Source organism: Actinomadura formosensis NBRC 14204, assembly GCF_001552155.1.
Lineage (GTDB): Bacteria > Actinomycetota > Actinomycetes > Streptosporangiales > Streptosporangiaceae > Spirillospora > Spirillospora formosensis.
On sequence record NZ_BCQQ01000001.1, the window covers coordinates 92,382 to 115,245 of the forward strand.

The following is a 22,864-nucleotide window of genomic DNA, read 5'->3' on the forward strand; positions in this document are numbered from 1 at the left end:
GCGGACTGGCGAGCAGGGCGCCCGCGAGCGATGCGAACGCGAGGAGGGCATGGCCAGGACCCTAAAGGGTTCACGCCGTTCCCACTCGCTCCGCAGGCCATAAGGCCGCGCGAGGCGATGCCGGAAAGGAACCCCCAGTGAAGTACATCAAGGTGGCGGCCGCGGCGGCCGCGATCGCCCTGGCCGCCACGGCCTGCGGCGGCGACAGCAAGGACGACCGGGCCGGCGCGGACAAGGACCCGGCGCGGCTCAAGGTCTGGATGATGGGCGACGGGACGCCGGAGCAGACCAAGTTCCTCGACGACGTCGAGACGGAGTTCAAGCAGAAGCACCCGAACACCGACGTCCAGATCAAATACGTCCCCTGGCCGCAGGTCGCCACCACGTTCCAGAAGGCGGCGGCGGGCGGGGAGGGGCCCGATGTCACCGAACTCGGCAACACCGACGTCCAGTCCCACATCGACCAGGGCAGCCTCGCCGACATCACCGGCCGGTTCAACGGCTGGGCGGACGGCAAGACGCTCAACAGGACCGCGCTCGGCAACGACACCGCCGACGGCAAGATCTACGCGGTGCCGTGGTACGGCGGCGTCCGCGGCGTCTGGTACCGGACGGACTGGTTCCAGGACCTCGGCATCCAGCCGCCGAAGACCTGGGACGAGCTGACCGCCGCCGCCAAGAAGGTCCAGGACGCCAAGAAGGTGCCCGGCATCGGCATCCCGAGCGACCAGACCAACGCCCTGCTCAGCTTCATCTGGGGCAACAACGGCGACGTGGCCGCCAAGGAGGGCGGCAAGTGGGCCGGCAAGCTCGACCAGCCCGCCGCCGTCGAGGCGGTCGAGTACTACGCCGGTCTCGTCACCACCGAGAAGGTCGCGCCCGAGAAGTACGTCGGCAAGAACGAGCTTGAGGGCCCGCAGCGCGACTTCGCGCTCGGCAAGCTCGGCATGTACATCGACGGCAGCTGGGCGCTGAAGGAGATGAAGAAGGTCTCCGACAAGAACGCCGACAAGTGGGGTGTGTTCCCGATCCCGGGCAAGGCCGGCGGCAACGCCCCGGTCATGGCGGGCGGCTCGGACCTCGCCGTCTGGAACGACAGCAAGGCCAAGGCCGCGGCGTTCGACTACATCACGGTCCTGAACAACGCCAAGAACGCCAAGGCGTGGGCCGACTACAGCGGTTTCTCCTCCATGCGCTCGGACGTGAAGTTCTCCGACCCGAAGCTGGAGATCTTCACCGAGATCGCCGGCAACACCGAGTTCCCGCCGATCAGCCCGGGCTGGGGCGAGTTCGAGCAGGCCAAGAAGGTGCTGCCGAACGCGGTGAAGGCCATCATGCAGGGCAAGCCCGCCGAAGGGGAGATGAAGAAGGCGAACGAGCAGGCCAACACCCTGCTGAACCCGTAGCCCCGGCTGATCGGAACGTCCATGCTCGACACCGCACCCGCGGTGCGGAGAGCGCCCGGCCGGAGGTTCTCCGGCCGGGCGCGCCCCCGCCGCCGGCCCCGCCGCGGGCCCTACCTGCTGATCGCGCCGACCGTGCTCGTGATCGCCGTGCTGATGTTCTGGCCGATGATCCAGATCGGGATCATGTCGTTCCAGAAGGTCGGCAACCGCCAGTTGCGCGGCGAGCCGGCCGAGCCGGTGGGGACCGAGAACTTCGACAAGATCTTCAATGATCCGTTCTTCTGGCAGACCCTCCGGCACACGGTGCTCTTCGCCGTCGTCGCGGTGTCCCTGACCCTGCTCATCGGGACGCTCGTGGGCCTGCTGCTCAACAAGCTCGGCAGGAAGATGTCCGGCTTCGTCGCCGGCGGCGTCATGGTCGCCTGGGCGACCCCGCCGGTCACCGCCGCGATCATCTTCAGCTGGCTGTTCGGCACGACCGGCGGCCTGGTCAACTGGTTCCTCGCCCTGCTGCCGGACTTCCTCGCCGGCGGCGGCTGGAACGACCACAACTGGTTCGCCACGCCGCTGTCCACCTACACCGTCCTGACCGTGTGCGTCGTGTGGCAGGCGTGCCCGTTCGTCGCCGTGTCCGTGCTGGCCGGGCTGAAGAGCGTCCCCGGCGAACTGTACGAGGCGGCACGGGTGGACGGGTCGGGCCCGTGGCGGACGTTCTGGAGCATCACCTACCCGATGCTCAAGCCGATCTTCCTCGTGCTGATCGTCATGTCGATCATCTGGGACTTCAAGGTCTTCACCCAGCTGTTCATCATGTCCGGGACGGCCAACCGCGACGCGTTCAACCTGTCGCTCTACGGCTACTCCGAGGCGTTCGGCTCACTGAATCCGAAGCTCGGCATGGGCTCGGCGATCGCGCTGGTGCTCACGCTCATCCTGCTCGTCGTCACCGCCCTGTACGTGCGGGTCATGGTCCGTCAGGGGGAGACACGATGAGGTTCAGACCCGCGAAGCGGCCGGGGGGCGCGGGGGGCCGTCCCCGCGCGATGAAACGCCGGGCGCGCGGGATGCTGCTGAACGGGACGGGCCTGCTCGTCTTCCTGATCGCGGTCTTCCCCGTCTTCTGGATGGCGTCCACCGCGTTCAAGCCGAACACCGAGATCTTCAGCACGACACCGAAGCCGCTCCCCGCCCACCCGACGCTGGAGCACTTCGACCTGGTGCTGAACGGCGGCATCGCCGAGGTCTCCTTCTGGGAGTACTTCCGCAACAGCGCGATCCTCGCCCTCGTCACCGTCCTGGCGTCGGGCCTGCTCGCGCTGATGGCCGCCACCGCCGTCGCCCGGTTCCGCTTCCGGTTCCGCACGACGTTCCTCATCATGCTGCTGATCGTGCAGATGGTGCCGTGCGAGGCGCTGGTCATCCCGCTGTTCCTCGACCTGAAGCGGCTCGACCTGCTCAACAGCCTGGCGGGGCTCGCGCTCGTCTACGTCGGCTTCGCGGTGCCGTTCGCCATCTGGATGCTGCGCGGCTTCGTCGCCGCGGTGCCGCGCGAACTGGAGGAGGCGGCCGCCATCGACGGCGCCGGCCCGGTCCGCACGTTCTTGCGCGTCCTGCTCCCGCTGGTCGCGCCCGGGCTCGTGGCGACCAGCATCTTCTCCTTCATCACCGCCTGGAACGAGTTCATCTTCGCGTTCACGTTCCTCGACGACCAGAACAAGTACACCTTGCCGATCATGCTGCAGTTCTTCTTCGGCCGCAGCGGCAACGCCTGGGGGCCCATCATGGCAGCGTCCACGCTGCTCACCATTCCCGTCATCGCCTTCTTCCTGCTCGTCCAGCGCCGTATGGTGTCCGGCCTCACCGCCGGGGCGGTGAAGGGGTGACGGCCGGCGACATCGCGACCACGGCGGAGATCGCCCGGCTGGCGCGCGGCACACTGCTCCCGTCGTTCCCCGGGGCGACCGCGCCGCGCTGGCTGCTGGACGAGCTGGAGGCCGGCCTCGGCGGCGTCACGCTCTTCGCCCTCACCGGCAACGTGCCGAGCCCGGAGTCGCTCGCCGCGCTCACCGCGCGGCTACGGGAGGCCGGCGACCCGTTCATCACGATCGACGAGGAGGGCGGTGACGTCACCCGCCTCGGCGGCCACGCCACCGGCAGCCCCTATCCGGGCAACGCCGCGCTCGGCGCCGTGGACGATCCGGAACTGACCCGCCGCATCTACCGCTCCCTGGGCGCCGAGCTGGCCGAGGTCGGCGTCAACGTCAACTTCGCGCCGTCGGTGGACGTCAACACCGCCGACGACAACCCCGTCATCGGGACCCGCTCGTTCGGCTCCGACCCCGAGCTGGTCGCCCGGCACGCCGCCGCGTCCGTCACCGGAACGCAGGAGGCGGGCGTCGCGGCCTGCGCGAAGCACTTCCCCGGCCACGGCGCGACGGTGGACGACTCGCACCTGTCGGTCCCGCTCGTCGACGCCGACCTGGACCTGCTGGAACGCCGCGAGCTGGTGCCGTTCCGGGCCGCGATCGCGGCCGGCACCCGCGCGGTGATGACCGGGCATCTCAACCTGCCGGCGATCACCGGGGGCGTCCCGGCGACGCTGTCGCACGCGGCGATCACCGGGCTGCTCCGCGAACGGCTGGGCCATCCGGGCGTGATCGTCACCGACGCGCTCGACATGCAGGGTGCCAGCGGCGCGATCGGCATCCCGGAGGCGTCCGTCCGGGCGCTCATCGCGGGCGCCGATCTGCTGTGCCTCGGCCCGCGCGAGCACGCCGAGACGGTCGCGGCGACGCTCGCCGCGATCGACGACGCGGTGCGGACCGGGCGGCTGCCGATGACCCGGCTGGCGGACGCCGCCGAGCGCACCGCCCGTCTCAAGGAGTGGCTGGCCGGGCACGGCTCCGCTGTCGTGGACCGCGCGGCGGGGCTCGAAGCCGCCCGCCGCGCCATCCGGGTCGCGGGGGCGCTCCCAGGCTGGGACGCGGCGCCCCTGGTGGTCGAGACGGAGTCGGCCGGCAACATCGCGGTCGGCCCGACCCCGTGGGGACTGCACCCGTGGGCGCCCGACGCCGTCCAGGCCGACGGGACGGACGGGGCGGCGGACCGGGTCCTGGACCGCGCCAAGGGACGCGGGCTCATCGTCGTCCTGCGCGACGCGCACCGGCACGCCGGCCAGCGGGCCCTCACCACGGCCCTGCTGACCGCCCGTCCCGACACCGTCGTCGTGGAGATGGGGCTCCCCGTCTGGCGTCCCGGCTCGGCCGTCTACCTGGCCACCTACGGAGCCGCCGCCGCCAACGCCCAGGCCGCCGCCGAGCTGCTCGGCCTGACCGCGGCCGGCTAGGCCCGTGGCGTGCCCGCCGGAGGAGGAGCCCGGTTCCGGCGGGCGCGCCGCGTCGCCCGCGGCGCCCGATTTCGACACGGTGTCCGACTGGTCCGATCGGCAAGGGATAATACCCGCATGCGATTGTCCGCCAGGGTCGACTACGCGTTGCGCGCCGCCGCCGAGCTGGCGGTCGCCGGGAGTCGCCCGGTGACCGCGGTACAGCTCGCCGAGGCGCAGCGGATCCCGCCCAAATTCCTGGAGAACATCCTCGGCCAGCTGCGCCGGTCCGGCCTGGTCCGGAGCCAGCGGGGGCCCGAGGGCGGCTACTGGCTGGCGCGGCCGGCCGAGCGGATCTCCCTCGCCGACATCATCCGCGCCATCGACGGGCCGCTGCTCGGCGTGCGGGGCGAGCGTCCCGAGCATGTCGGCTACGAGGGGCCGGCGCGATCCCTGCAGGAGGTGTGGATCGCGCTGCGCGCCAGCGAGCGCGCCATCCTGGAGCAGGTCACGCTCGCGCACATCGCGGCCGGGGAACTGCCCGCCCCCGTCCGCAAGCTCACCGAGGACCCGTCCGCCTGGGAGAGCCCGTCCCTGATCTGAATCCGCCATGCCGGAAGGCGATGTCGTCTGGTTCACCGCCCGGCGGTTGCGCGAGGCGCTCGCCGGGCGGGTGCTGACGCGCTCGGACTTCCGCGTCCCCCGGTTCGCGACCGCCGACCTGCGCGGGCGGACGGTCCTGGACGCGGTGTCGCGGGGCAAGCATCTCCTCGTCCGCGTGGAGGGCGGGCTGACCGTCCACACGCATCTGCTGATGGAGGGCCGCTGGCAGATCCGCCGGGCGGGACCCGTGCCACGCGACCACCGGGTCCGGCTCGTCCTGGCGAACGCCGAGTGGCAGGCGGTCGGCCACTCCCTCGGCCTGGTCGAACTGCTGCGCACCGCCGAGGAGGACACGGCGGTCGGCCACCTCGGCCCCGATCTGCTCGATCCGTCGTGGGGCCCGCAGATGGCCGCCGAGGCCGCCCGGCGGCTGCGCGAGCAGCCCGCGCGGGCCGCCGGCGAGGCGCTGCTCGACCAGACACGGCTCGCCGGCATCGGCAACATCTACAAGGCCGAGATCCTGTTCCTGCGGGGCGTGAACCCGTGGACGCGGGTCGAAGACGTCCCCGGCCTGGAAGGTCTCGTGGAGCTGTCACACCGGCTCCTGGACGTCAACAAGGCGCGGCACGGCCACATCACCACCGGTGACCTGGGACGAGGCAGGGAGCACTGGGTGTACGGGCGGGCCGGGCGTCCCTGCCGGCGCTGCGGGACCCCGATCGAGCGCGCGGACCAGCCCTCCCATGCCGGTGAGCGCGTCACCTTCTGGTGCCCGCACTGCCAGCCCGCCCCCGGTACCGGGCCGGCGCCCGCCCGGCCCCCGCGCCCATGATCATCGGACGGTCACCGCACCGCCCGCAACGGTCAGCCCGGCCTGTGGGGCGCCCTCGCCGCAGTCCGGGCCGTTCGGGAACGTGGCCTCGGGGGTGACGTCGACGCGCTCGTCGAGCAGCGTCCGGCCGCCGGCGCCGCGCAGGGTGAGGGTGACCCGCACCGGTGCCTTCGGCAGCCCCTCGACGGGGGCGAACCCGGCCTTGCCGCCGTCCGGCGACGCGGCGGCGCCGCAGCCCGCGTCCGGTTCGGCGCCGTCGCAGCCCATCGGGACGGCCGTCGACGACGGATGCAGCTCGACCCGCGGTTCCCGGCACGTCCCGTCCCAGCACACCCGCAGCGCCACCGACTCGACGCGCCCCGCGTCGGGAGCCGAGACGGCGACGCTCAAGCCGGGCTGTGCGCCGATCTCCGTGCACGGACGCCCCGCGCCGTGCCCCTCTGCGCCGCAGGCGGCCAGGGCGAGCAGCGCGGCACCGAGCGCGGCGTATCTCAGCGGCGCCGCCGCCATGACGTTCATCCCCCAATGATCACCGCATTCGGGGCGCCGGCGGGCCCGGAACGCGAAAAGGCCCCGGCCCCGCCGGTGCGGGACGGGGCCGGGGCCCATCGCACTCGGCGCCCGTTCCGTGCCTGGATCGCGGCGGCACGGCGCCGGGCCCGGTCGCGCCGGTCAGGTCTGCGCCTGGAACATCCAGTGCTGCTTCTCAAGCTCGTGCGTGATGCCGATGAGCAGGTCCTGGGTCACCTGGTCCGGCTCGTCGGTGGCCGCGATGCGCTCCCGGAACCGGCCGATGATCTGCGCCAGGATGTCGGTGATCGCGGCGACGACCTTGTCGTCGACCAGGTAGCCGGCATCGAGCTGCGGCAGCTCGGTACGGTCGGCGACCGTGCGGGCACGGCCGTCGGGATTCACGCCGATCGCCACGGCGCGCTCGGCCACATCGTCCTGCCCGCTGCGGGCGAGGGCGACGATCTCGTCCAGATGCTCGTGGACGACCTTGAAGTTGCGCCCGGTCAGGTTCCAGTGCGCCTGCTTGGCCACGAGAGCGAGATCGATCAGATCGATGAGGGCGCCCTGCAGGGCCTGTCCCGCGACCTTCGCGGCCTCATCCGGAAGCGGGCTCTTGACCGTCCCCATTATCAGGCTCCTTCCGCATCGTTTACGGTTATCCGCTACGACACGGAAATCCCCTCGAATGCCGCGTTCATGCGTGAGACCGCGCACACCCGCGGCCCCCGGTCGGGCATGAACGCACCAAGAACGGGTCAGGCCGCGACCATGTCGGCGCGGAACTCCCCGGTGATCTCCTCCGGCGTCTCCGGAATGCTCTCGGCGGAAATGCGCTCATGCTGCGGCGCGCCCGCCATGACGGGCTCGTGCTGCAGCTCGGCGAGGGCCAGCTGATCCGCTACTTCCCTCAGCACGTGCGACAGCGGGACGCCCAGGGCCTTGCAGATCGAGGACAGCAACTCCGAAGAGGCCTCTTTCTGCCCCCGTTCGACCTCGGAGAGATAGCCGAGTGACACCCGCGCCGCCGCGGACACCTCACGGAGGGTGCGTCCCTGGCGCAGCCGCAGCTGCCGCAGTACGTCACCGAGCAGCTGGCGAAGCAGGACCATCGTCTCGCTCCCTCCCTCAGTTCGGACCATCTGCCGGTTCCACCGTACCCGCCTTGACGGCGGCCATGGCAGACCGTTGATTTCGTGTTCGCTCGGAACGTAACGCTGTAATCAGTCCAGGTCTTCCCGATCTGCCCGAGCCTCCTCGCTCCCGTCCTCGACGTCAAGCCCCATCAGGACGCGTCTTAGCAGCTCAAGGGCGTGCACCACGGTCATCCGGCGGATCACCGCGCGAATCTCCGGCCCGGCACCGGACACTGGGAGTCGCGGGCTGACCACGGTGCGTGAACCTTTCGGTCCGGCCACAGCAATGTAGACCGTTCCCACCGGGCGCCCGTCCTGCGTGTCGGGGCCGGCCACGCCCGTCACGGCGAGCCCGTAGGTCGCGCCGACCGCGTCGCGGACGCCCGCGGCCATCGCCGCGGCCACATCCGGATGGACCGCCCCGTGCTCGGCGAGCAGATCCGCCGGGACGCCCAGCAACCGCTCCTTCGCCTCCGTCGCGTACGTCACCATGCCGCCCGCGTAGGTGGCGGACGAACCGGGCATCGCGGTCAGTTCCGCGCCGATGAGCCCGCCGGTCAGCGACTCCGCCGCCGCGACGGTCTCGCCGCGGGCGGCCAGCAGCCGGTGGACGACCCGGTCCAGCGACTCCTCCTCCGCCCCGTAGACGGCCGAGCCGAGCAGCGACCGGACGCGCGCCTCCACGCCCGCCAGGCGCCCGGCGGCGTCGGGACCGGCCACGGTGATCCGGATCTTCACCTCCGCCGGGTCGGGCAGGTAGGCGAGCTTCACCCCGTCCATCGCCTCGACCTCGGCGAGCCGGGTCGCGACGACCGACTCCCACATCCGGGCGGTGCGCAGCGTGCGGCGGGCGACCGCGGGCAGCCCGGCGATCCGGGCGAGCTCCGGCAGCACCACCTCGTCCATGATCGTGCGCATCTCGAACGGGACGCCGGGCAGCGCGTAGACGACCCCGCCGGGCAGTTCGACGCGCAGGCCCGGCGCCGAGCCCGCGGAGTTGGCCAGCACCCGTGCGCCCTTGGGGACGTCCGCCATGCGCAGCGCCATCGGCTGCAACTCCCGGCCGGCGCGGGCGACCCGCTCGCGCAGCCGCCGCTCCAGGTCCGGGTCGCGGACGAGGGCGGCGCCCGCCGCCTCGGCCAGCGCGTCCCGGGTCAGGTCGTCGTAGGTGGGGCCGAGACCGCCGGTGGTGATGACCGCGTCGGCACGCTCCAGCGCGGTCGTCACGGCCGCGACGATCACCTCCAGTTCGTCGCCGACGACCACGCTGCGGGTGACCTCGACGCCGTGGTCGGCGAGCCGCCGGCCGAGCCACGCCGCGTTCCCGTTGATCGTGTCGCCGAGGAGCAGCTCGTCCCCGACGGTGAGCAGTTCGACCCGCATGGCGTCCCCATCCTCGGTGATCACGGTCCGTCGCGAGCGTCTCGAATCTACCGGCGCCCGCCCGGGACGGCCCCGCCCGCCCGGCGGTTGACCGGGAAAGACGGCCGAATGAGGACGGCGCCGCCGCGGGCGTGTTCGAACCGGTCCAAGCGGCATATCCCTTTTCCGTCGCGGCGGAAAAGACACGGCGCGCTTTTGTTCCCGCGGACGGGACCCTGCCCGTCACCGTGCGCGGACGGCCCACGAGGACGGACGCGCATCGTCGCCGCACGTCATCGGCCGTGAACCCGACAGAACCGGGAAGCGCAGGTCACAATGTGAGTCAAAACTCATCGGCCCGATTCGTCTGTTCGGGCGCGGACAGGGATAATCGAATAGCGTGGCGCCAGCGCAACGGGGCCGCGGGGCCACGACCGGGGTGGGCGTGGCCTCGCGGTCTCCCGCGCGCGTCACGGCCGACTTCCAAGCCGACGAACCGGTGTCAGGTATCACCGCCTTTCCCGGCGGCCCGCGGGGCGGGTCAGGACTCGCCGGGCGCGCGGCGCATCCGCCACGCCCGGACGACGTAGTCCACGCCGGTGACGACGGTGACGACGAGCGCGGCGCCCATCGTGATCCAGCGCAGATAGTCCAGCGGGCCGGGCAGGATGTAGAAGCCGATGGCGATGACCTGGAGCATCGTCTTCAGCTTCCCGCCCTTGCTGGCCGGGATCACACCGCGCCGGATGACGACGAAGCGCAGCACCGTGATGCCGACCTCACGGACCATGATGGCGATCGTCACCCACCACCACAGCTCCCCCATCACCGACAGGCTGACCAGCGCGGCCCCGGTGAGCGCCTTGTCGGCGATCGGGTCGGCGATCTTGCCGAAGTCGGTGACCAGGCCGCGCGCGCGGGCGAGGTCACCGTCGATCTTGTCGGTGATCGAGGCGACGGCGAACACCGCGAACGCGGCGAGCCGCCAGCCGGTGCCGTCCAGGAACAGCAGCCACACGAAGATCGGGACCAGCGCGATCCGGAGCATGGTCAGCGCGTTGGCGATGTTCCACACGCCGGCCGGCGGCGGGGCCGGCGAGCCCGCGACCGGATCCGTCGAGTCCGCGATCATGGCACCTCCGCGATGAGGTCCACGCCGTCGCTGCCGACGACGCGGGCCTCGACGATCTCGCCGGGCGCCAGGCCCTCGCCGCGGACGAGGACCGTCCCGTCCACCTCGGGCGCCTGGTGCTCCGCACGGCCCTCGAAACCGCCGTTCTCCGCCTCCTCCTCCAGCAGCACGCGGACGCGCGAGCCGATGCGGTCCTCGGCCCGCTGGGAGGTCAGCTCGTCCGCCAGCTCCGACAGCTCCGCGACGCGGCGGGCGACCTCGGCCGGGTCGAGCTTGCCGTCCAGATCCGCGGCCTCCGTACCGTCCTCGTCGGAGTAGCCGAACACCCCGATCGCGTCCAGCCGCGCGGCCGACAGGAACTCCACCAGCTCCTCGAAGTCGTCCTCGCTCTCGCCGGGGAAGCCGACGATGAAGTTGGACCGCACGCCCGCGTCCGGCGCCAGCGCGCGGATCTGGCCGAGCAGCCCGAGGAACCGCTCCCGGTCGCCGAACCGGCGCATCGAACGCAGCACCGGGCCGCTCGCGTGCTGGAACGACATGTCGAAGTACGGCGCGACGCCGGGCGTGCCGCAGATCGCCTCGATGAGCCCCGGGCGGGTCTCGGCGGGCTGCAGGTAGCTGACCCGGACGCGCTCGATCCCGTCCACGGCGGCGAGGTCCGGCAGCAGCTTCTCCAGCGCGCGCAGGTCACCGAGGTCCTTGCCGTAGGACGTCGAGTTCTCGCTGACGAGCACCAGCTCGCGGACGCCGTGCCCGGCGAGCCAGCGCGCCTCCTCCACCACCTCCGCCGGCCGGCGCGACACGTACGCGCCGCGGAACGCGGGGATCGCGCAGAACGTGCAGCGCCGGTCGCAGCCGGACGCCAGCTTCAGCGGCGCCACCGGCCCGCCGCCGAGCCGCCGCCGCAGCACCCGCGGGCCGGACGCCGGCGCCACCCCGTCCGGCAGGTCCTCCGCCCCGCCGTGCCCGGGGACCGCCACGGGCGACGCCTGCGGCGTGCGCGGGGACGGCCCCTCGGCGGGCGAGCGCACGAACCGGGGACGCTCGACCGGGCTGATCGGCAGCAGCGTGCGGCGGTCGCGCGGGGTGTGCGCGTCATGCCGGCGGCCCGCCATGACGTCGTCCAGCCGCTCCCCGATCGCGGTGTAGTCGTCGAAGCCGAGCACGGCGTCGGCCTCCGGCAGCGCCTCCGCCAGCTCCCTGCCGTACCGCTCGGCCATGCAGCCGGCCGCCACGACCTTGGCGCCCGAGTCGTGCGCGGCCAGCAGCGTGTCGATGGAGTCCTTCTTGGCGGCCTCGATGAACCCGCAGGTGTTGACGACCACCACGTCGGCGCCGTCCGCGCCGTCCGCCAGGTCCCAGCCCGCGTCCTCGATGCGCGCGGCGAGCTCCTCGGAATCGACCTCGTTGCGGGCGCAGCCGAGCGTGATGAGCGAGACCTTGCGGCGAGTGGACATGCCCCTAAAGGTAATGGGCTCCGGCACCCCGCCGTACCAGCGACCCCTGCCCCCGGCTCAAGCGGATTCGGGGTCGTTGCGGTCGAAGCTCAGCCGCTGGACGCCCTTGCCCTTGCCGGGCGAGCCGAGGTCCTTGCCGTTGACGGTCAGGTTGACGCTGCCCCCGACACCGATCACCAGCTTGACCTTCTTCTTGGCGGTGAAGTCCTTCTCGTCGCCCTTGTGCAGCGTGCCGCTGAACAGCGTCCTGCCCTTGTCACCGATGACGTTCACCCACGTCGTGCGCTTCGCCTCGACCCGCACCTCGACCTTCGTGCGCGGCGCCTCGGCGATCGGGGCGCTGCTCTTCGGCGGCGTGGACGGCGACGGCGCGGGCGTCCCGGCGACCTGCTGGGCGGTGCGCCGCTCGCCGCCGCGGTCATGCCCCACCACCTGGACGATCCCGTAGATGACGACGAGAGCGAGCGCCAGCGCCATCGCGGCGCTCCAGTTCGGCGCCTTGCGCTCGCGGAACGCGAGGGGCTGCTCGGGTTCGAACGCCGACATCGCCGAGACCGGCTGCGGGGCGCCGCCGTGAGCGGCGTCGAACTCGGCGACCAGCGGCTCGGGGTCGATGCCGATGACCCGCGAAATGCTGCGGATGTGGCCGCGCGCGTAGAAGTTGCCGCCGCAGGCGGAGAAATCGTCGGCCTCGATGCCGCGGATCACGGTCTCGCGGATCCGCGTCTGGAGACTCACCTGTGTCATCGAGAGACCGGCCCGCTGACGCTCCTCCGCCAAGGTCTCACCGATGCTCACCTCGGGCCTCCTTCGAGGGCGCTCGCGGCCGATTCCGCGTTACTGCGGCACCAGTCTAGGAACGGCAATGCCCGCTGGGCGACTGACAACACGTTCGAAACAGGGCAAGATTTCGCATCATTCCGCAATGCGCCGTCCGGGTCCGGGTCCGCCGCCGCTCAGCCGCCACCGCGCAGCTCCGCGAGCACCCCGGGAAGATCATCCGGCTTGACCAGGACGTCCCGGGCCTTGGATCCCTCGCTCGGCCCGACGATGTCGCGGCTCTCCATCAGGTCCATCAGCCGCCCGGCCTTGGCGAACCCGACACGGAGCTTGCGCTGCAGCATCGACGTCGATCCGAACTGGGTCGACACCACCAGCTCGATCGCCTGGACGAGCAGGTCCAGGTCGTCGCCGATCTCCTCGTCGATCTCCTTCTTCGGCTTGCTCGACTCGGCGACGTCGTCCCGGTAGTCCGCCTCCATCTGCTTCTTGCAGTGGTCGACGATCCCGTGGATCTCCTTCTCCGCCACGTAGGCGTTCTGGATGCGCATCGGCTTGCTCGCGCCCATCGGCAGGAACAGCGCGTCGCCCTGCCCGACCAGCTTCTCCGCACCCGGCTGGTCAAGGATGACGCGGCTGTCGGACAGCGACGACGTCGCGAACGCCAGCCGGGAGGGGACGTTCGCCTTGATGAGCCCGGTGACGACGTCCACCGACGGCCGCTGCGTCGCCAGGACGAGGTGGATGCCGGCGGCGCGGGCGAGCTGGGTGATGCGGACGACCGAGTCCTCCACGTCGCGGGGCGCGACCATCATCAGGTCGGCCAGCTCGTCCACGATGACCAGCATGTACGGGTACGGCGTGTAGACGCGCTCGCTGCCGGGCGGCGGCTTGAGCTTGCCCGCCTTCACCGCCTTGTTGAAGTCGTCGATGTGCCGGTACCCGGACGCGGCGAGGTCGTCGTAGCGGCGGTCCATCTCCCCGACGACCCATTCCAGGGCCTCGGCCGCCTTCTTCGGGCTGGTGATGATCGGCGTGATCAGGTGGGGGATGCCCTGGTACATCGTCAGCTCGACCCGCTTGGGGTCGACCAGGATCATCCGCACCTCGTCGGGCGTGGCGCGCATCAGGATCGAGGTGATGAGCCCGTTGATGCACGTCGACTTGCCCGCGCCGGTGGCGCCCGCGATGAGGATGTGCGGCATCTTCGCCAGGTTCGCCACGACCGTGCGTCCCTCGACGTCCTTGCCGAGCCCGACGATCATCGGGTGGTGCTCGTTGGTCGCGGCGGGCGAGCGCAGCACGTCGCCGAGGCTGACGATGTCCTTGTCGGTGTTCGGGATCTCCACCCCGATCGCGGACTTACCGGGGATCGGGGAGATGATGCGCACGTCGGCGCTCTTCACCGCGTAGGCGATGTTCTTGGTCAGCGCGGTGACCTTCTCGACCTTCACCGCCGGGCCCAGCTCGATCTCGTAGCGGGTGATCGTCGGGCCGCGGGTGAACCCGGTGACCTGGGCGTCGATGTCGAACTGCTCCAGCACGCCGGTGAGCGCGTTCACCACCGTGTCGTTGGCCTTCGTCCGCGGCTTGGACACGCTGCCGGGACGCAGCTCGGACGGGTCGGGCAGCACGTAGATCTCGCCGGACGACGACAGCGGCAGCTGCTCGGACCGGCGCGGCGCCGGCGTCGGGTCGCGCACCTCGGGAGACTCGGGAGGCTCGGCCTCGGCCATGGACTCGCCGGCGACGTGCCGGTCCATCGGCTCGTCGTCGACGGGCGGCGCGGGCGGCGGGACGTCCGCGCCGAACGGGTCGGGGTCGAACAGCTCGTCGGCGAGGTCGCGCTTCGGGCGGGCGGCCTTCTTCGGCTCCTCCTCCAGCAGCGGCGTGTCGTAGGGCCGGGAGTGCTCGCCGACCTCCAGCTCGTCCTCGCCGTCCTCGGGCTTCTTCTTGCGGCGCCGCTTCTTCGGCGCGTCCTCGTCCTCGCCCTCGGCGGCGGACGGGGGTTCCGGGCGGCTCTGCAGCGTCGCCATCGCCCACAGGTCGGCGATCCGCTCGGGAACCTTCGCGATCGGTGTCGCGGTGACGACCAGCAGCCCGAACCCGGACAGGAGCAGCAGCAGCGGGACGGCGACCCAGCCGCTCAGCGCCGTTTCGAGCGGGGCCGACACGAGCCAGCCGAGCACGCCGCCGGACTCGCGGACGCCGTCCATGTCCTTGGCCGGGGACGGGACGCCCGCGGCGATGTGCAGGATGCCGAGCACGCCGGCGCCGAGCGCGGTGACGCCGATGACGACGCGGCCGGTGTCCTCGTGGTGCTCGGGGTGGCGCAGCGTACGCCACGCGAGCAGCGCCAGCAGGACCGGCAGTGCCATCGCCATGATGCCGAGACCGCCGCGCACGACCTTCTCCAGCGCGACCGTGACGACGCCGTCGGGCCGGAACCAGGTCACCGAGGCCAGCACGATGGAGGAGCCGAGCAGGGCCAGCCCGAGCCCGTCCCGCCGGTGCTCGGGGTCGAGGCTGCGGGCGCCGTGCCCGTAGGCGCGGAAGACCGACCCGACCGCGACGGCCGCGAGCAGGTACAGCTTGAACAGGAGCTTGAAGAACCCGAGGACCGCCTGCGAGGCCGGATCGGGCTTTTGCGGGGGACGCCCCCGTCCCGAACCGCGGCCGCCCCTGGCGGGGCCGCTCGGCCGCTTGCGAGGGGAGGAACCCGCGGACCTGCGGGCCGCACCGCCCCTCGCACCCGAAGAGGTCCGCGTTCCCCCAGACGCACGTGCGGCCATTATCTCGAACCTCCGAGGAGCCCTCGTATGGTAGCTTGTGGCGCACTCTGGCCGCCGGGCTGGCGGTGTCGGCCTGTGGAGCCGGTGTAAGACCTCAACGGGAACCCTCCCGGACGGGGCGGTCGGCTGCGAAGCAGGAAACCTCACGACGCGAGCCGTGGGAATCCTCCTCCCTTATGAGGGGATGAAGTCAAGAGAGTAACCAAGGCCGAAGAAAATTGCCTGGGTATGGTGGACGGGCGCGTCGCCACGCGCCCGTCCGCCCCATCAGACCTCGACGATCACCGGGACGATCATCGGGCGGCGCCGGTAGCTGTCGCTCACCCACTTGCCGACGGTGCGCCGGATGAGCTGGCTCATCTGGTGCGGGTCGTTGACGCCGTTGCCGGCGGCGTCCCGTAGCACGTCCTCGATCCGCGCGATGACCTCGTCGAAGTCCTCGTTGACGATGCCGGCGCCGCGGGCGTGCACCTCCGGCCCGGCGACGAGCTTGCCGGACGTCGAGTCGATGCCGACGACGATGGAGACGAAGCCCTCCTCGCCGAGGATGCGCCGGTCCTTCAGCGAGGTCTCGGTGACCTCCCCGACCGACAGCCCGTCCACGTACACGTAGCCGGCGGGGATGGCGCCGGCGATGCGGGCGCGCCCGTCCACGAGGTCCACGACGACGCCGTCCTCGGCGATGACGATGCCGTCGTCGGGGACGCCGGTGAGCGCGGCGAGCTTGGCATGCGCGCGCAGGTGCCGCCACTCCCCGTGGATGGGCATGAAGTTGGCCGGTTTCGTCACGTTCAGCACGTACAGCAGTTCGCCCGCCGACGCGTGCCCGGACACGTGCACGAGCGCGTTGCCCTTGTGGACGATGCGGGCGCCCCACCGGGTGAGGCCGTTGATGACGCGGTTGACCGCGTTCTCGTTGCCGGGGATCAGCGAGGACGCCAGCATCACGGTGTCGCCCTCGGTGATGCGGATCGAGTGGTCGCGGTTCGCCATCCGCGACAGCGCCGACATCGGCTCGCCCTGCGACCCGGTGCACACCAGCACCAGCCGGTCGCCGGGGATGCCGTCCAGCTCCTTCTGCTCGACCATGATGCCCTCGGGCACGTCGAGATAGCCGAGCTCGCGCGCGACGCCCATGTTGCGGACCATCGACCGCCCGATGAAGCAGACCTTGCGGCCGTTGGCGACGGCGGCGTCGAGGACCTGCTGGACGCGGTGGATGTGGGAGGCGAAGCAGGCGACGATGAGCCGCTCCCTGGCGGTGCGGAACACCTCGTCCACGACCGGGCCGATGTTGCGCTCGCTGGTGACGAATCCCGGCACCTCGGCGTTGGTCGAGTCGGCCATCAGCAGGTCGATGCCCTCGGCGCCGAGCCGGGCGAAGCCGGGCAGGTCGGTGAGCCGGCCGTCCAGCGGCAGCTGGTCCATCTTGAAGTCGCCGGTGTTCAGGACGAGACCGGCGGGCGTGCGGATGGCGACGGCGAGCGCGTCCGGGATGGAGTGGTTGACGGCGAGGAACTCGCAGTCGAACGGCCCGAAGTCGCGCCGCTCGCCCTCCGCGACCACGTCGGTGACCGGCTTGATGCGGTGCTCGGTGAGCTTGGCCTCCAGCAGCGCGAGCGTGAGCCTGGAGCCGACGAGGGGGATGTCGCGGCGTTCGCGCAGCAGGTAGGGGACGGCACCGATGTGATCTTCGTGACCGTGGGTGAGGATGACCGCCTCGATGTCGTCGAGGCGGTCCCTGATGTATTCGAAATCGGGCAGGATCAGGTCGACGCCGGGCTGCTCGGTCTCGGGGAACAGCACGCCGCAGTCGACGACGAGCAGGCGTCCGCCGTACTCGAACACCGTCATGTTGCGGCCGATCTCCCCCAGCCCGCCCAGCGCGACGATGCGCAGACCGCCCTCGGGCGGCGCGGGCGGTTCCGAGAGCTCCGGGTGAGGATGACTCACCGGGCGACCTCCGGGATGGCGACCTCGGGCACTTTGACTCCCCCTATCGTGAGGTCTTCACGCAGGCGCGCCGCGAACTCCGGCGAAGCCTCCAGCAGCGGCGCACGGAGCGGACCGCCTCCGGGAAGGCCGAGCAGGTTCAGCGCTGCCTTGACGGCGATGGCGCCCTGCGTACGGGTCATGATGGCGGTGACCACGGGAAGCAGCCGACGGTGGATCTCCAGCGCCCGCCCGTGCTCACCGGCGCGGTATGCGTCGATCATCTCATGGAGTTCGACGCCGACGACATGCCCGACCACGCTGACGAACCCCGCCGCGCCGACCGACAGCCAGGGCAGGTTGAGGTTGTCGTCGCCGGAGTACCAGACCAGATCGGTCTGCGCCATCACGCGGGACGCGCCGAACAGGTCGCCCTTGGCGTCCTTGACGGCGATGATCCGCGGATGCTCGGCGAGCTGGATCAGGGTGTCGTTCTCGATCGGCACCCCGGCGCGCCCCGGGATGTCGTAGAGCATGCAGGGCAGCCCCGTCGCGTCCGCCACCGCCGTGAAGTGCCGGACGAGGCCCTCCTGCGGCGGCTTGTTGTAGTAGGGCGTGACCACGAGCAGCCCGTGCGCGCCGGCGGCCTCGGCCTGCCGCGCGAGTTGCAGGGTGTGCTCGGTATGGTTCGTTCCGGCACCGGCGACGATCACCGCGCGGTCGCCGACCGCCTCGATGACCGCGCGCAGAAGCTTGCTCTTCTCGTCGTCGCTCGTCGTGGGCGACTCGCCCGTCGTCCCGTTGACGACGAGGCCGTCGTGGCGCCGCTCGTCGACCAGGTGGGTCGCGAGGCGCGCGGCGCCGTCGTAGTCGACGCCGCCGTCCGGCAGGAACGGGGTGACCATGGCGGTCAGCATCCGTCCAAACGGAGCGTCAGTCGTTGTGCTGGGTGCCATGCAACGAACGGTACCGTTCCGGCCGTTCCACTTGGACCCGCAGGTGCAAGTGGAACGGCCGAAGTGAAAGGGAGAAGCCGCCGCCACACGCTCGGGGGTACGCGTGGCGGCGGCTTCTCTCTCCACATCGTGGCACGCAAATGCGGCGTTACGGGGTCAGTCCGGCCACTTCCCGGCCTCGGTTGGGTAACGTGACCCAGCGGTCATCTCATGCAACCGGACACGCAGCTCCTCGACGTCGGGGGTGCGCACGAGATCGTTCCCGCGGACGGCCCACCAGTGGCCGGATCCGCCCCGGCCGATCCGCCAGCCGGTGAACTCGGCTGACAGCTCGCCGATCCGGTCGGCATCGCGCGCCGCGGTCTGCTGACTGCCCATCGGCTCGTCCCCCACTTTCTTTGCCATCCGCAGGTCGGATCTTTACCTCCGCACCGGGCAATACCCCGCGGGTGCGCGGTTACCCCAACCTTTCTACCTGCGAAGACAAGGGAATGGAAACGTCGGCGGCCGGTTTTCTCAACCGCCAGGACCTCCTGTCGCCGGAGGCGGCCAGATGGTGCGGTAACGGGCCCACTCGTCCGGCCGGGTCGTCCAGTCCGCGTACACGCCGACGCCGTAGGGGCGCTTCGGCGGGCGCTCCAGCTGGCCGACACCGCGGCGGACGCCGCGCAGCGCGACCGGCAGGTCCTCCGCCCACTCCATGAGGGGACGGTAGGTGGGGACGCCCATGAAGACGGTCGTGCGGTCGCCGATCAGCTCCAGCGTCGCGCGGGTGTGCCGGGCGAAGTGCCACCCGGTGAGGGAGCGGGTCGGCAGCGCCACGTCATAGGTCATGATCGCGACCTGGTCGGCGCGGTCGGCGACGGCGCGCAGGAAGTCCTCGGTCGGACGCGGCGGGTAGTGGACCGCGCCGGTGCGCGGGACGAGCATCCTGTAGACGGGCTGCAGGGCGTCGGCGAGCGTCGGCTGCTCCAGCGCGACCGAAAGCAGCCTGCCGCGCGACCTGGTCAACTCGCGGGTGTCGGCCATGAGCGTCAGGAACGCGTCGTCGTCGGGATAGATGGGCTCGAAGTCGTAGTGGATGCCGTCGAAGCCGAGGTCGAGGAAGGCCGCGTCGGTCTTGAGAACCCGTTCCCGGACGGCCGGGTCGTCGAGGTCGATGACGCCCTCCCCGTCCACCACCCGGATCTGCCCCAGGTACGCCTGTGCGCGGACGCCCGGCGCGTGCTCGCGCATGGCGCCGATGAGCCGCCGCGCGTTGCGGTACTTGGAGGCGGGGACGGTGCCGTCCGCCTCGAAGGGACCCGCGTGGAAGAACACGTCGGTGATGCGGTTCTCCTTCAGGAGGTTCCCGAACGCGCGGTACTCGGCGTCGCCGTGCGGCTCCCCCACCCACTGGTGCCGGGCCCACAGCGCGTTGACCTCGGTGCCTCGCGCCTTCGGCTCGGGCTGCCACCACACCCACGCCCCCGCGAAGACGAGGGCGATGAGCCCCAGCGGGTACGCCGCCGTCCACACCGCCCAGCGCGGCACCCCGCACCGAATCCCCCCAACCCGCCCCTTGTGCCTCATCACGCCATGATCTCGGATCGGCGGGATGCTTCGGACGCCGTGCGCCAGGCCGCGCCCTCGGGCCCGCTCACGGCCCGGTCGGGAAACGATCCCTGCCAGAGCGTGTTCGCGCGCCGGGTGCGGTGGTCGGCACGCGGCCGATCCGGGCCCGCTGGGTGAGGGCCACGCAGACCAGCACGGCGACGGCGGCCAGCGCGGTCGTGGCGTCGATCGGCTCGGCGAGGAGGAGCCCGGACCAGATCAGGGTCAGTATCGGCTGGGCGAGCTGGGTCTGGCTGGCGCGCGCGATCCCGGCCCGCGCCAGGCCCTCGTACCAGGCGAAGAACCCCAGGTAGGCGGAGAAGACGGTGACATAGCCGAAGCCGAGGACGGCGTGTCCCGTCCACCGCGGGTGGGTCGTGGCGAGCAGCCATCCGGTGACCGGGACGGTGATCGGCGCGGCCAGGATGAGCGCCCAGGAGATGACGCGCCAGCCCGGCATGTCGCGGGTCAGCCGGCCGCCTTCGGTGTAGCCGGCCGCGGCGGCGACGAGCGCGGCGAACAGCAGCAGGTCGGCGGCGGTGACACGGCCGGCGCCGCGGATCAGCGCGAAGCCGGTGACGCAGGCCGCACCGGCCGTGCCCGCGAGCCAGAACGCGCGGGACGGCCGCTCCCCCGCGCGCAGCACGCCGAACACGGCGGTCGCGGCGGGCAGCAGTCCGACCACGACGGCCGAGTGCGCGGACGAGGCGCCGTGGTCGAGAGCGAGCGTGGACAGCACCGGGAACCCGAAGACCACCCCGGCCACGGCGACCGCGAGCCCGGCCCACTGGTCGCGGCGCGGCGGACGGGCCCGCACCGATAGCAGTGCGACGGCGGCGAGGACGCCCGCGGCGGCGGACCGGCCGACGCCGACCACGTACGGGTCGACCCCCTCCAGCGCGAAGACCGTGGCGGGGAGGGTGAACGAGTAGATCAGCACGCCGAGCGCGGCGAGCCAGAGGCCCCTCCCGGAGGGGTGCTCCGCTATCGGTACAGGGACAGTAGCGCTATCCTGAGTCTTCATGAAAAACGATAGCAGTGTGACGGCGCTGGCCGACGCGCTGCGCGCCGGCGTCCACCGGATGAGTCCCGGCGAGCGGCTGCCGTCGAGCCGGGCGCTGGTCGAACGGCACCGGGTCAGCCCGGTGACGGTGTCGCGCGCGCTGGGGCTGCTCGCCGCCGAGGGGCTGGTGGTGACGCGGCCGGGCAGCGGGACGTTCGCCGCCGACCGCCGCGCGGCCGGTGCGGAACCGGCCGACTTCGGCTGGCAGGCGGTGACGCTCGGCGACCGGTCCGTGGACCCGTCCGGGGTGGCCTGGCTGCTCACCCCGGCGCCCGACGGCGTGGTGCCGCTCAGCGGCGGCTACCTGCATCCCACGCTGCAGCCCACGCGGGCGCTGGCGACGGCGGCGGCGCGGGCCGCCCGGCGCCCGGACGCCTGGGAGATGCCCGCGCTCGGCGGGCTGCCCGCGCTGCGCGCCTGGTTCGCCCGGACGGTCGGCGGCGTGGTCTCCCCCGCCGACGTGGTGATCACCAGCGGCGGGCAGCAGTCGCTGACGACCGTGCTGCGCGCGCTGCTGCCGCCCGGCGCGCCCGTCCTGGTCGAGTCACCGACCTACCTCGGCGTCCTCGCGGTCGCGCGGGCGAGCGGGCTGCACCCGGTGCCCGTTCCGGTGGACGGGGACGGGGTCCGTCCCGACCTGCTCGCCGAGGCGTTCGCGATGAGCGGGGCACGGGTGTTCTACAGCCAGCCGGCCTTCCACAACCCGACCGGCACGGTGCTGAGCGCCGAGCGGCGGGCGCGGGTGCTGGACGTGGCGCGCGCGGCGGGCGCGTTCGTGGTGGAGGACGACTACGCGCGCCACCTCGGCGTCGACCCGCCCCCGCCGCCGCTGATCGCGGCCGACGCCGAGGGCCGCGTCGTCCACATCGCGTCCCTCACCAAGGCCACCGCGCCCAGCCTGCGGGTCGCGGCCGTGATCGCGCGGGGCCCGGTCGCCGAGCGGATCCGCGCGACGCAGCTCGTGGAGGAGTTCTTCCCGGCCCGGCCCCTGCAGGAGACGCTGCTCGAACTGGTCAGCTCGCCCGGATGGCCGCGGCATCTGCGGACCGTCCGGGCCGCGCTGCTGGCGCGCCGGGACGCGCTGCGCGCCGCGCTCGCCCGCGAGCTGCCGGAGCTGCACGTGAACCGGCCGGCCGGCGGTCTCCACCTGTGGGCGCGGCTGCCCGAGGGTACCGACGACGCGGCGCTGGCCGAGGCCGCTCTGCGCGCCGGTGTCCTGGTCAGTGCGGGACGGCCCTTCTTCCCCGCCGAGGCGCCCGCCCCGTACCTGCGGATCAGCTACGGGACGGCCGCCTCGGAGCCGGAGCTGGCCGAGGGCGTCCGCCGGCTCGCCACGGTCCTCCGGTCATGAAGTCGCGGCGTTCATGACGTGCCGCAGAAACAGAACTCGTTGCCCTCGGGATCACGCCAGACCTGGAACGACGTCCTCGCGCCCTCCACGGGCTCGGCGGCCGGGGTCGCGCCGAGGCGCGCCGCCCGCTCGCCGGCGGCGTGGATGTCGGGGACGTCCAGGTCCAGGTGCAGCCGGTTCTTGATCGTTTTCCCTTCCGGGACGCGCTGGAACGACAGCGTCGGTCCGTTCCCGCCAAGCGGCTCAAGGTCGAGCCAGTTGTCGCTCGACATGGTCGTCTTCATGCCGAGCAGCCCGCCCCAGAACGCCGCCATGGCGTCCAGCTCGGCGCAGTCGATGACGATGTTGCCCACCGTCGGGGTGACGTCGCTCATCGCGCGCCTCCCGCCACCCGGACCATGCCGGCCGAGTGCGCGGCGGCGCGTGCGCAGTACACCGCGGGCTGCGGATGGCGCGCCGGACGAGTCCCGCTGAGCCGGTCACGGAGCCGGGCCCGTGTCCGTGCGGCGCGGTCCATCGACTTGGCGCGGGCGGTGAGCCTCGCCTCGACGATGTCCGCGTGGAGCTTTGCGTACTCGCGCTCCGCCCATGCGTGCCGCATGGCGAGCCCGGCCAGGTAGGGCAACGTGTTCAT

At 72.0% G+C, this 22,864-nt stretch carries 22 protein-coding genes; 7 read left to right on the plus strand and 15 right to left on the minus strand.

Annotated elements, in window-relative coordinates; genetic code table 11:
- Positions 1 to 137 precede the first annotated feature (137 nt).
- The 6 genes from AF1_RS00400 to AF1_RS00425 all read left to right on the plus strand — a co-directional run bounded on the left by AF1_RS00400 (position 138) and on the right by AF1_RS00425 (position 6,166).
- Positions 138 to 1,406, plus strand: coding sequence for an extracellular solute-binding protein (locus AF1_RS00400; protein WP_067792025.1), 1,269 nt, complete (start codon positions 138 to 140; stop codon positions 1,404 to 1,406).
- Positions 1,407 to 1,427: 21 nt separating this feature from the next.
- Entirely contained in the window at positions 1,428 to 2,399 is a 972-nt protein-coding gene (locus AF1_RS00405) for a carbohydrate ABC transporter permease (RefSeq protein WP_067792028.1), read from the plus strand.
- A complete protein-coding gene (locus tag AF1_RS00410) occupies positions 2,396 to 3,289 on the plus strand; it encodes a carbohydrate ABC transporter permease (protein ID WP_165488345.1) in 894 nt (297 codons plus the stop codon). Before AF1_RS00405 ends, AF1_RS00410 begins: the two co-directional genes overlap by 4 nt.
- Positions 3,286 to 4,752, plus strand: coding sequence for a glycoside hydrolase family 3 protein (locus tag AF1_RS00415; RefSeq protein WP_242608704.1), 1,467 nt, complete (start codon positions 3,286 to 3,288; stop codon positions 4,750 to 4,752). Before AF1_RS00410 ends, AF1_RS00415 begins: the two co-directional genes overlap by 4 nt.
- A gap of 117 nt (positions 4,753 to 4,869) precedes the next feature.
- On the plus strand, positions 4,870 to 5,334 hold the full coding sequence (locus AF1_RS00420; protein ID WP_067792034.1) for an RrF2 family transcriptional regulator: 465 nt from the start codon (positions 4,870 to 4,872) through the stop codon (positions 5,332 to 5,334).
- A gap of 7 nt (positions 5,335 to 5,341) precedes the next feature.
- Complete coding sequence (locus AF1_RS00425; RefSeq protein WP_067792037.1) at positions 5,342 to 6,166, plus strand: DNA-formamidopyrimidine glycosylase family protein; 825 nt, start codon at positions 5,342 to 5,344, stop codon at positions 6,164 to 6,166.
- On the opposite strand, the gene AF1_RS00430 is transcribed toward AF1_RS00425, so the two are convergent.
- The 13 genes from AF1_RS00430 to AF1_RS00490 form a co-directional block, all read right to left on the minus strand.
- Positions 6,167 to 6,685, minus strand: a complete 519-nt coding sequence (locus AF1_RS00430; protein ID WP_067792040.1) for a hypothetical protein — start codon at positions 6,683 to 6,685, stop codon at positions 6,167 to 6,169.
- A 153-nt stretch (positions 6,686 to 6,838) separates the two neighbouring features.
- Positions 6,839 to 7,306: a Dps family protein gene (locus AF1_RS00435; RefSeq protein WP_067792043.1), complete on the minus strand. Its 468-nt coding sequence runs from the start codon at positions 7,304 to 7,306 to the stop codon at positions 6,839 to 6,841.
- A 128-nt stretch (positions 7,307 to 7,434) separates the two neighbouring features.
- Positions 7,435 to 7,788 (minus strand): helix-turn-helix domain-containing protein, encoded by a 354-nt coding sequence (locus tag AF1_RS00440; RefSeq protein WP_067792046.1) that lies wholly within the window; start codon positions 7,786 to 7,788, stop codon positions 7,435 to 7,437.
- Between the two features lie 111 nt (positions 7,789 to 7,899).
- Positions 7,900 to 9,219: a CinA family nicotinamide mononucleotide deamidase-related protein gene (locus AF1_RS00445; RefSeq protein WP_306303143.1), complete on the minus strand. Its 1,320-nt coding sequence runs from the start codon at positions 9,217 to 9,219 to the stop codon at positions 7,900 to 7,902.
- Between the two features lie 496 nt (positions 9,220 to 9,715).
- Positions 9,716 to 10,306: a CDP-alcohol phosphatidyltransferase family protein gene (locus AF1_RS00450; protein ID WP_067792052.1), complete on the minus strand. Its 591-nt coding sequence runs from the start codon at positions 10,304 to 10,306 to the stop codon at positions 9,716 to 9,718.
- Positions 10,303 to 11,763: a 30S ribosomal protein S12 methylthiotransferase RimO gene (gene rimO, locus AF1_RS00455; RefSeq protein WP_067792055.1), complete on the minus strand. Its 1,461-nt coding sequence runs from the start codon at positions 11,761 to 11,763 to the stop codon at positions 10,303 to 10,305. Before rimO ends, AF1_RS00450 begins: the two co-directional genes overlap by 4 nt.
- Before the next feature lie 57 nt (positions 11,764 to 11,820).
- Positions 11,821 to 12,561 carry a helix-turn-helix domain-containing protein gene (locus AF1_RS00460; protein WP_067792058.1) on the minus strand — a complete coding sequence of 247 codons (741 nt, stop codon included), beginning with the start codon at positions 12,559 to 12,561 and terminating at the stop codon, positions 11,821 to 11,823.
- A gap of 158 nt (positions 12,562 to 12,719) precedes the next feature.
- Complete coding sequence (locus AF1_RS00465; RefSeq protein WP_067792061.1) at positions 12,720 to 15,335, minus strand: DNA translocase FtsK; 2,616 nt, start codon at positions 15,333 to 15,335, stop codon at positions 12,720 to 12,722.
- 267 nt (positions 15,336 to 15,602) lie between these two features.
- Entirely contained in the window at positions 15,603 to 17,288 is a 1,686-nt protein-coding gene (locus AF1_RS00470) for a ribonuclease J (protein ID WP_067792064.1), read from the minus strand.
- The gene (gene dapA / locus AF1_RS00475; protein ID WP_067792067.1) at positions 17,285 to 18,184 is read right to left on the minus strand and encodes a 4-hydroxy-tetrahydrodipicolinate synthase; all 900 of its coding nucleotides are present in this window, start codon (positions 18,182 to 18,184) and stop codon (positions 17,285 to 17,287) included. Before dapA ends, AF1_RS00470 begins: the two co-directional genes overlap by 4 nt.
- Before the next feature lie 195 nt (positions 18,185 to 18,379).
- The gene (locus tag AF1_RS00480) at positions 18,380 to 18,628 is read right to left on the minus strand and encodes a hypothetical protein (RefSeq protein WP_131732494.1); all 249 of its coding nucleotides are present in this window, start codon (positions 18,626 to 18,628) and stop codon (positions 18,380 to 18,382) included.
- A 111-nt stretch (positions 18,629 to 18,739) separates the two neighbouring features.
- Positions 18,740 to 19,756, minus strand: coding sequence for a glycoside hydrolase family 18 protein (locus tag AF1_RS00485; RefSeq protein ID WP_242608705.1), 1,017 nt, complete (start codon positions 19,754 to 19,756; stop codon positions 18,740 to 18,742).
- 106 nt (positions 19,757 to 19,862) lie between these two features.
- The gene (locus tag AF1_RS00490; protein ID WP_084262287.1) at positions 19,863 to 20,840 is read right to left on the minus strand and encodes a DMT family transporter; all 978 of its coding nucleotides are present in this window, start codon (positions 20,838 to 20,840) and stop codon (positions 19,863 to 19,865) included.
- Between AF1_RS00490 and AF1_RS00495 the strand changes: the two genes are divergently transcribed.
- Entirely contained in the window at positions 20,839 to 22,230 is a 1,392-nt protein-coding gene (locus tag AF1_RS00495) for an aminotransferase-like domain-containing protein (protein ID WP_067792073.1), read from the plus strand. The two genes, AF1_RS00490 and AF1_RS00495, sit on opposite strands and share 2 nt — an antisense overlap.
- Positions 22,231 to 22,241: 11 nt before the next feature.
- Here AF1_RS00495 and AF1_RS00500 read toward each other — a convergent pair whose 3' ends face one another.
- Positions 22,242 to 22,604: a VOC family protein gene (locus AF1_RS00500; RefSeq protein WP_067792078.1), complete on the minus strand. Its 363-nt coding sequence runs from the start codon at positions 22,602 to 22,604 to the stop codon at positions 22,242 to 22,244.
- Positions 22,601 to 22,864, minus strand: a complete 264-nt coding sequence (locus AF1_RS00505) for a hypothetical protein (protein ID WP_131732495.1) — start codon at positions 22,862 to 22,864, stop codon at positions 22,601 to 22,603. The genes AF1_RS00500 and AF1_RS00505 overlap by 4 nt, the downstream gene beginning before the upstream one ends.

What these genes read in the sequence shown, in the direction of transcription:
- AF1_RS00405 (WP_067792028.1), top strand. Translation starts at nt 1,428, where the DNA reads ATGCTCGACACCGCACCCGCGGTGCGGAGAGCGCCCGGCCGGAGGTTC.
- AF1_RS00410 (WP_165488345.1), top strand. Translation starts at nt 2,396, where the DNA reads ATGAGGTTCAGACCCGCGAAGCGGCCGGGGGGCGCGGGGGGCCGTCCC.
- AF1_RS00420 (WP_067792034.1), top strand. Translation starts at nt 4,870, where the DNA reads ATGCGATTGTCCGCCAGGGTCGACTACGCGTTGCGCGCCGCCGCCGAG.
- AF1_RS00425 (WP_067792037.1), top strand. Translation starts at nt 5,342, where the DNA reads ATGCCGGAAGGCGATGTCGTCTGGTTCACCGCCCGGCGGTTGCGCGAG.
- AF1_RS00430 (WP_067792040.1), bottom strand. Translation starts at nt 6,685, where the DNA reads ATGAACGTCATGGCGGCGGCGCCGCTGAGATACGCCGCGCTCGGTGCC.
- AF1_RS00435 (WP_067792043.1), bottom strand. Translation starts at nt 7,306, where the DNA reads ATGGGGACGGTCAAGAGCCCGCTTCCGGATGAGGCCGCGAAGGTCGCG.
- AF1_RS00440 (WP_067792046.1), bottom strand. Translation starts at nt 7,788, where the DNA reads ATGGTCCTGCTTCGCCAGCTGCTCGGTGACGTACTGCGGCAGCTGCGG.
- AF1_RS00450 (WP_067792052.1), bottom strand. Translation starts at nt 10,306, where the DNA reads ATGATCGCGGACTCGACGGATCCGGTCGCGGGCTCGCCGGCCCCGCCG.
- rimO (WP_067792055.1), bottom strand. Translation starts at nt 11,763, where the DNA reads ATGTCCACTCGCCGCAAGGTCTCGCTCATCACGCTCGGCTGCGCCCGC.
- AF1_RS00465 (WP_067792061.1), bottom strand. Translation starts at nt 15,335, where the DNA reads ATGGCCGCACGTGCGTCTGGGGGAACGCGGACCTCTTCGGGTGCGAGG.
- dapA (WP_067792067.1), bottom strand. Translation starts at nt 18,184, where the DNA reads ATGCTGACCGCCATGGTCACCCCGTTCCTGCCGGACGGCGGCGTCGAC.
- AF1_RS00480 (WP_131732494.1), bottom strand. Translation starts at nt 18,628, where the DNA reads ATGGCAAAGAAAGTGGGGGACGAGCCGATGGGCAGTCAGCAGACCGCG.
- AF1_RS00495 (WP_067792073.1), top strand. Translation starts at nt 20,839, where the DNA reads ATGAAAAACGATAGCAGTGTGACGGCGCTGGCCGACGCGCTGCGCGCC.
- AF1_RS00490 (WP_084262287.1), bottom strand. Translation starts at nt 20,840, where the DNA reads ATGAAGACTCAGGATAGCGCTACTGTCCCTGTACCGATAGCGGAGCAC.
- AF1_RS00500 (WP_067792078.1), bottom strand. Translation starts at nt 22,604, where the DNA reads ATGAGCGACGTCACCCCGACGGTGGGCAACATCGTCATCGACTGCGCC.
- AF1_RS00505 (WP_131732495.1), bottom strand. Translation starts at nt 22,864, where the DNA reads ATGAACACGTTGCCCTACCTGGCCGGGCTCGCCATGCGGCACGCATGG.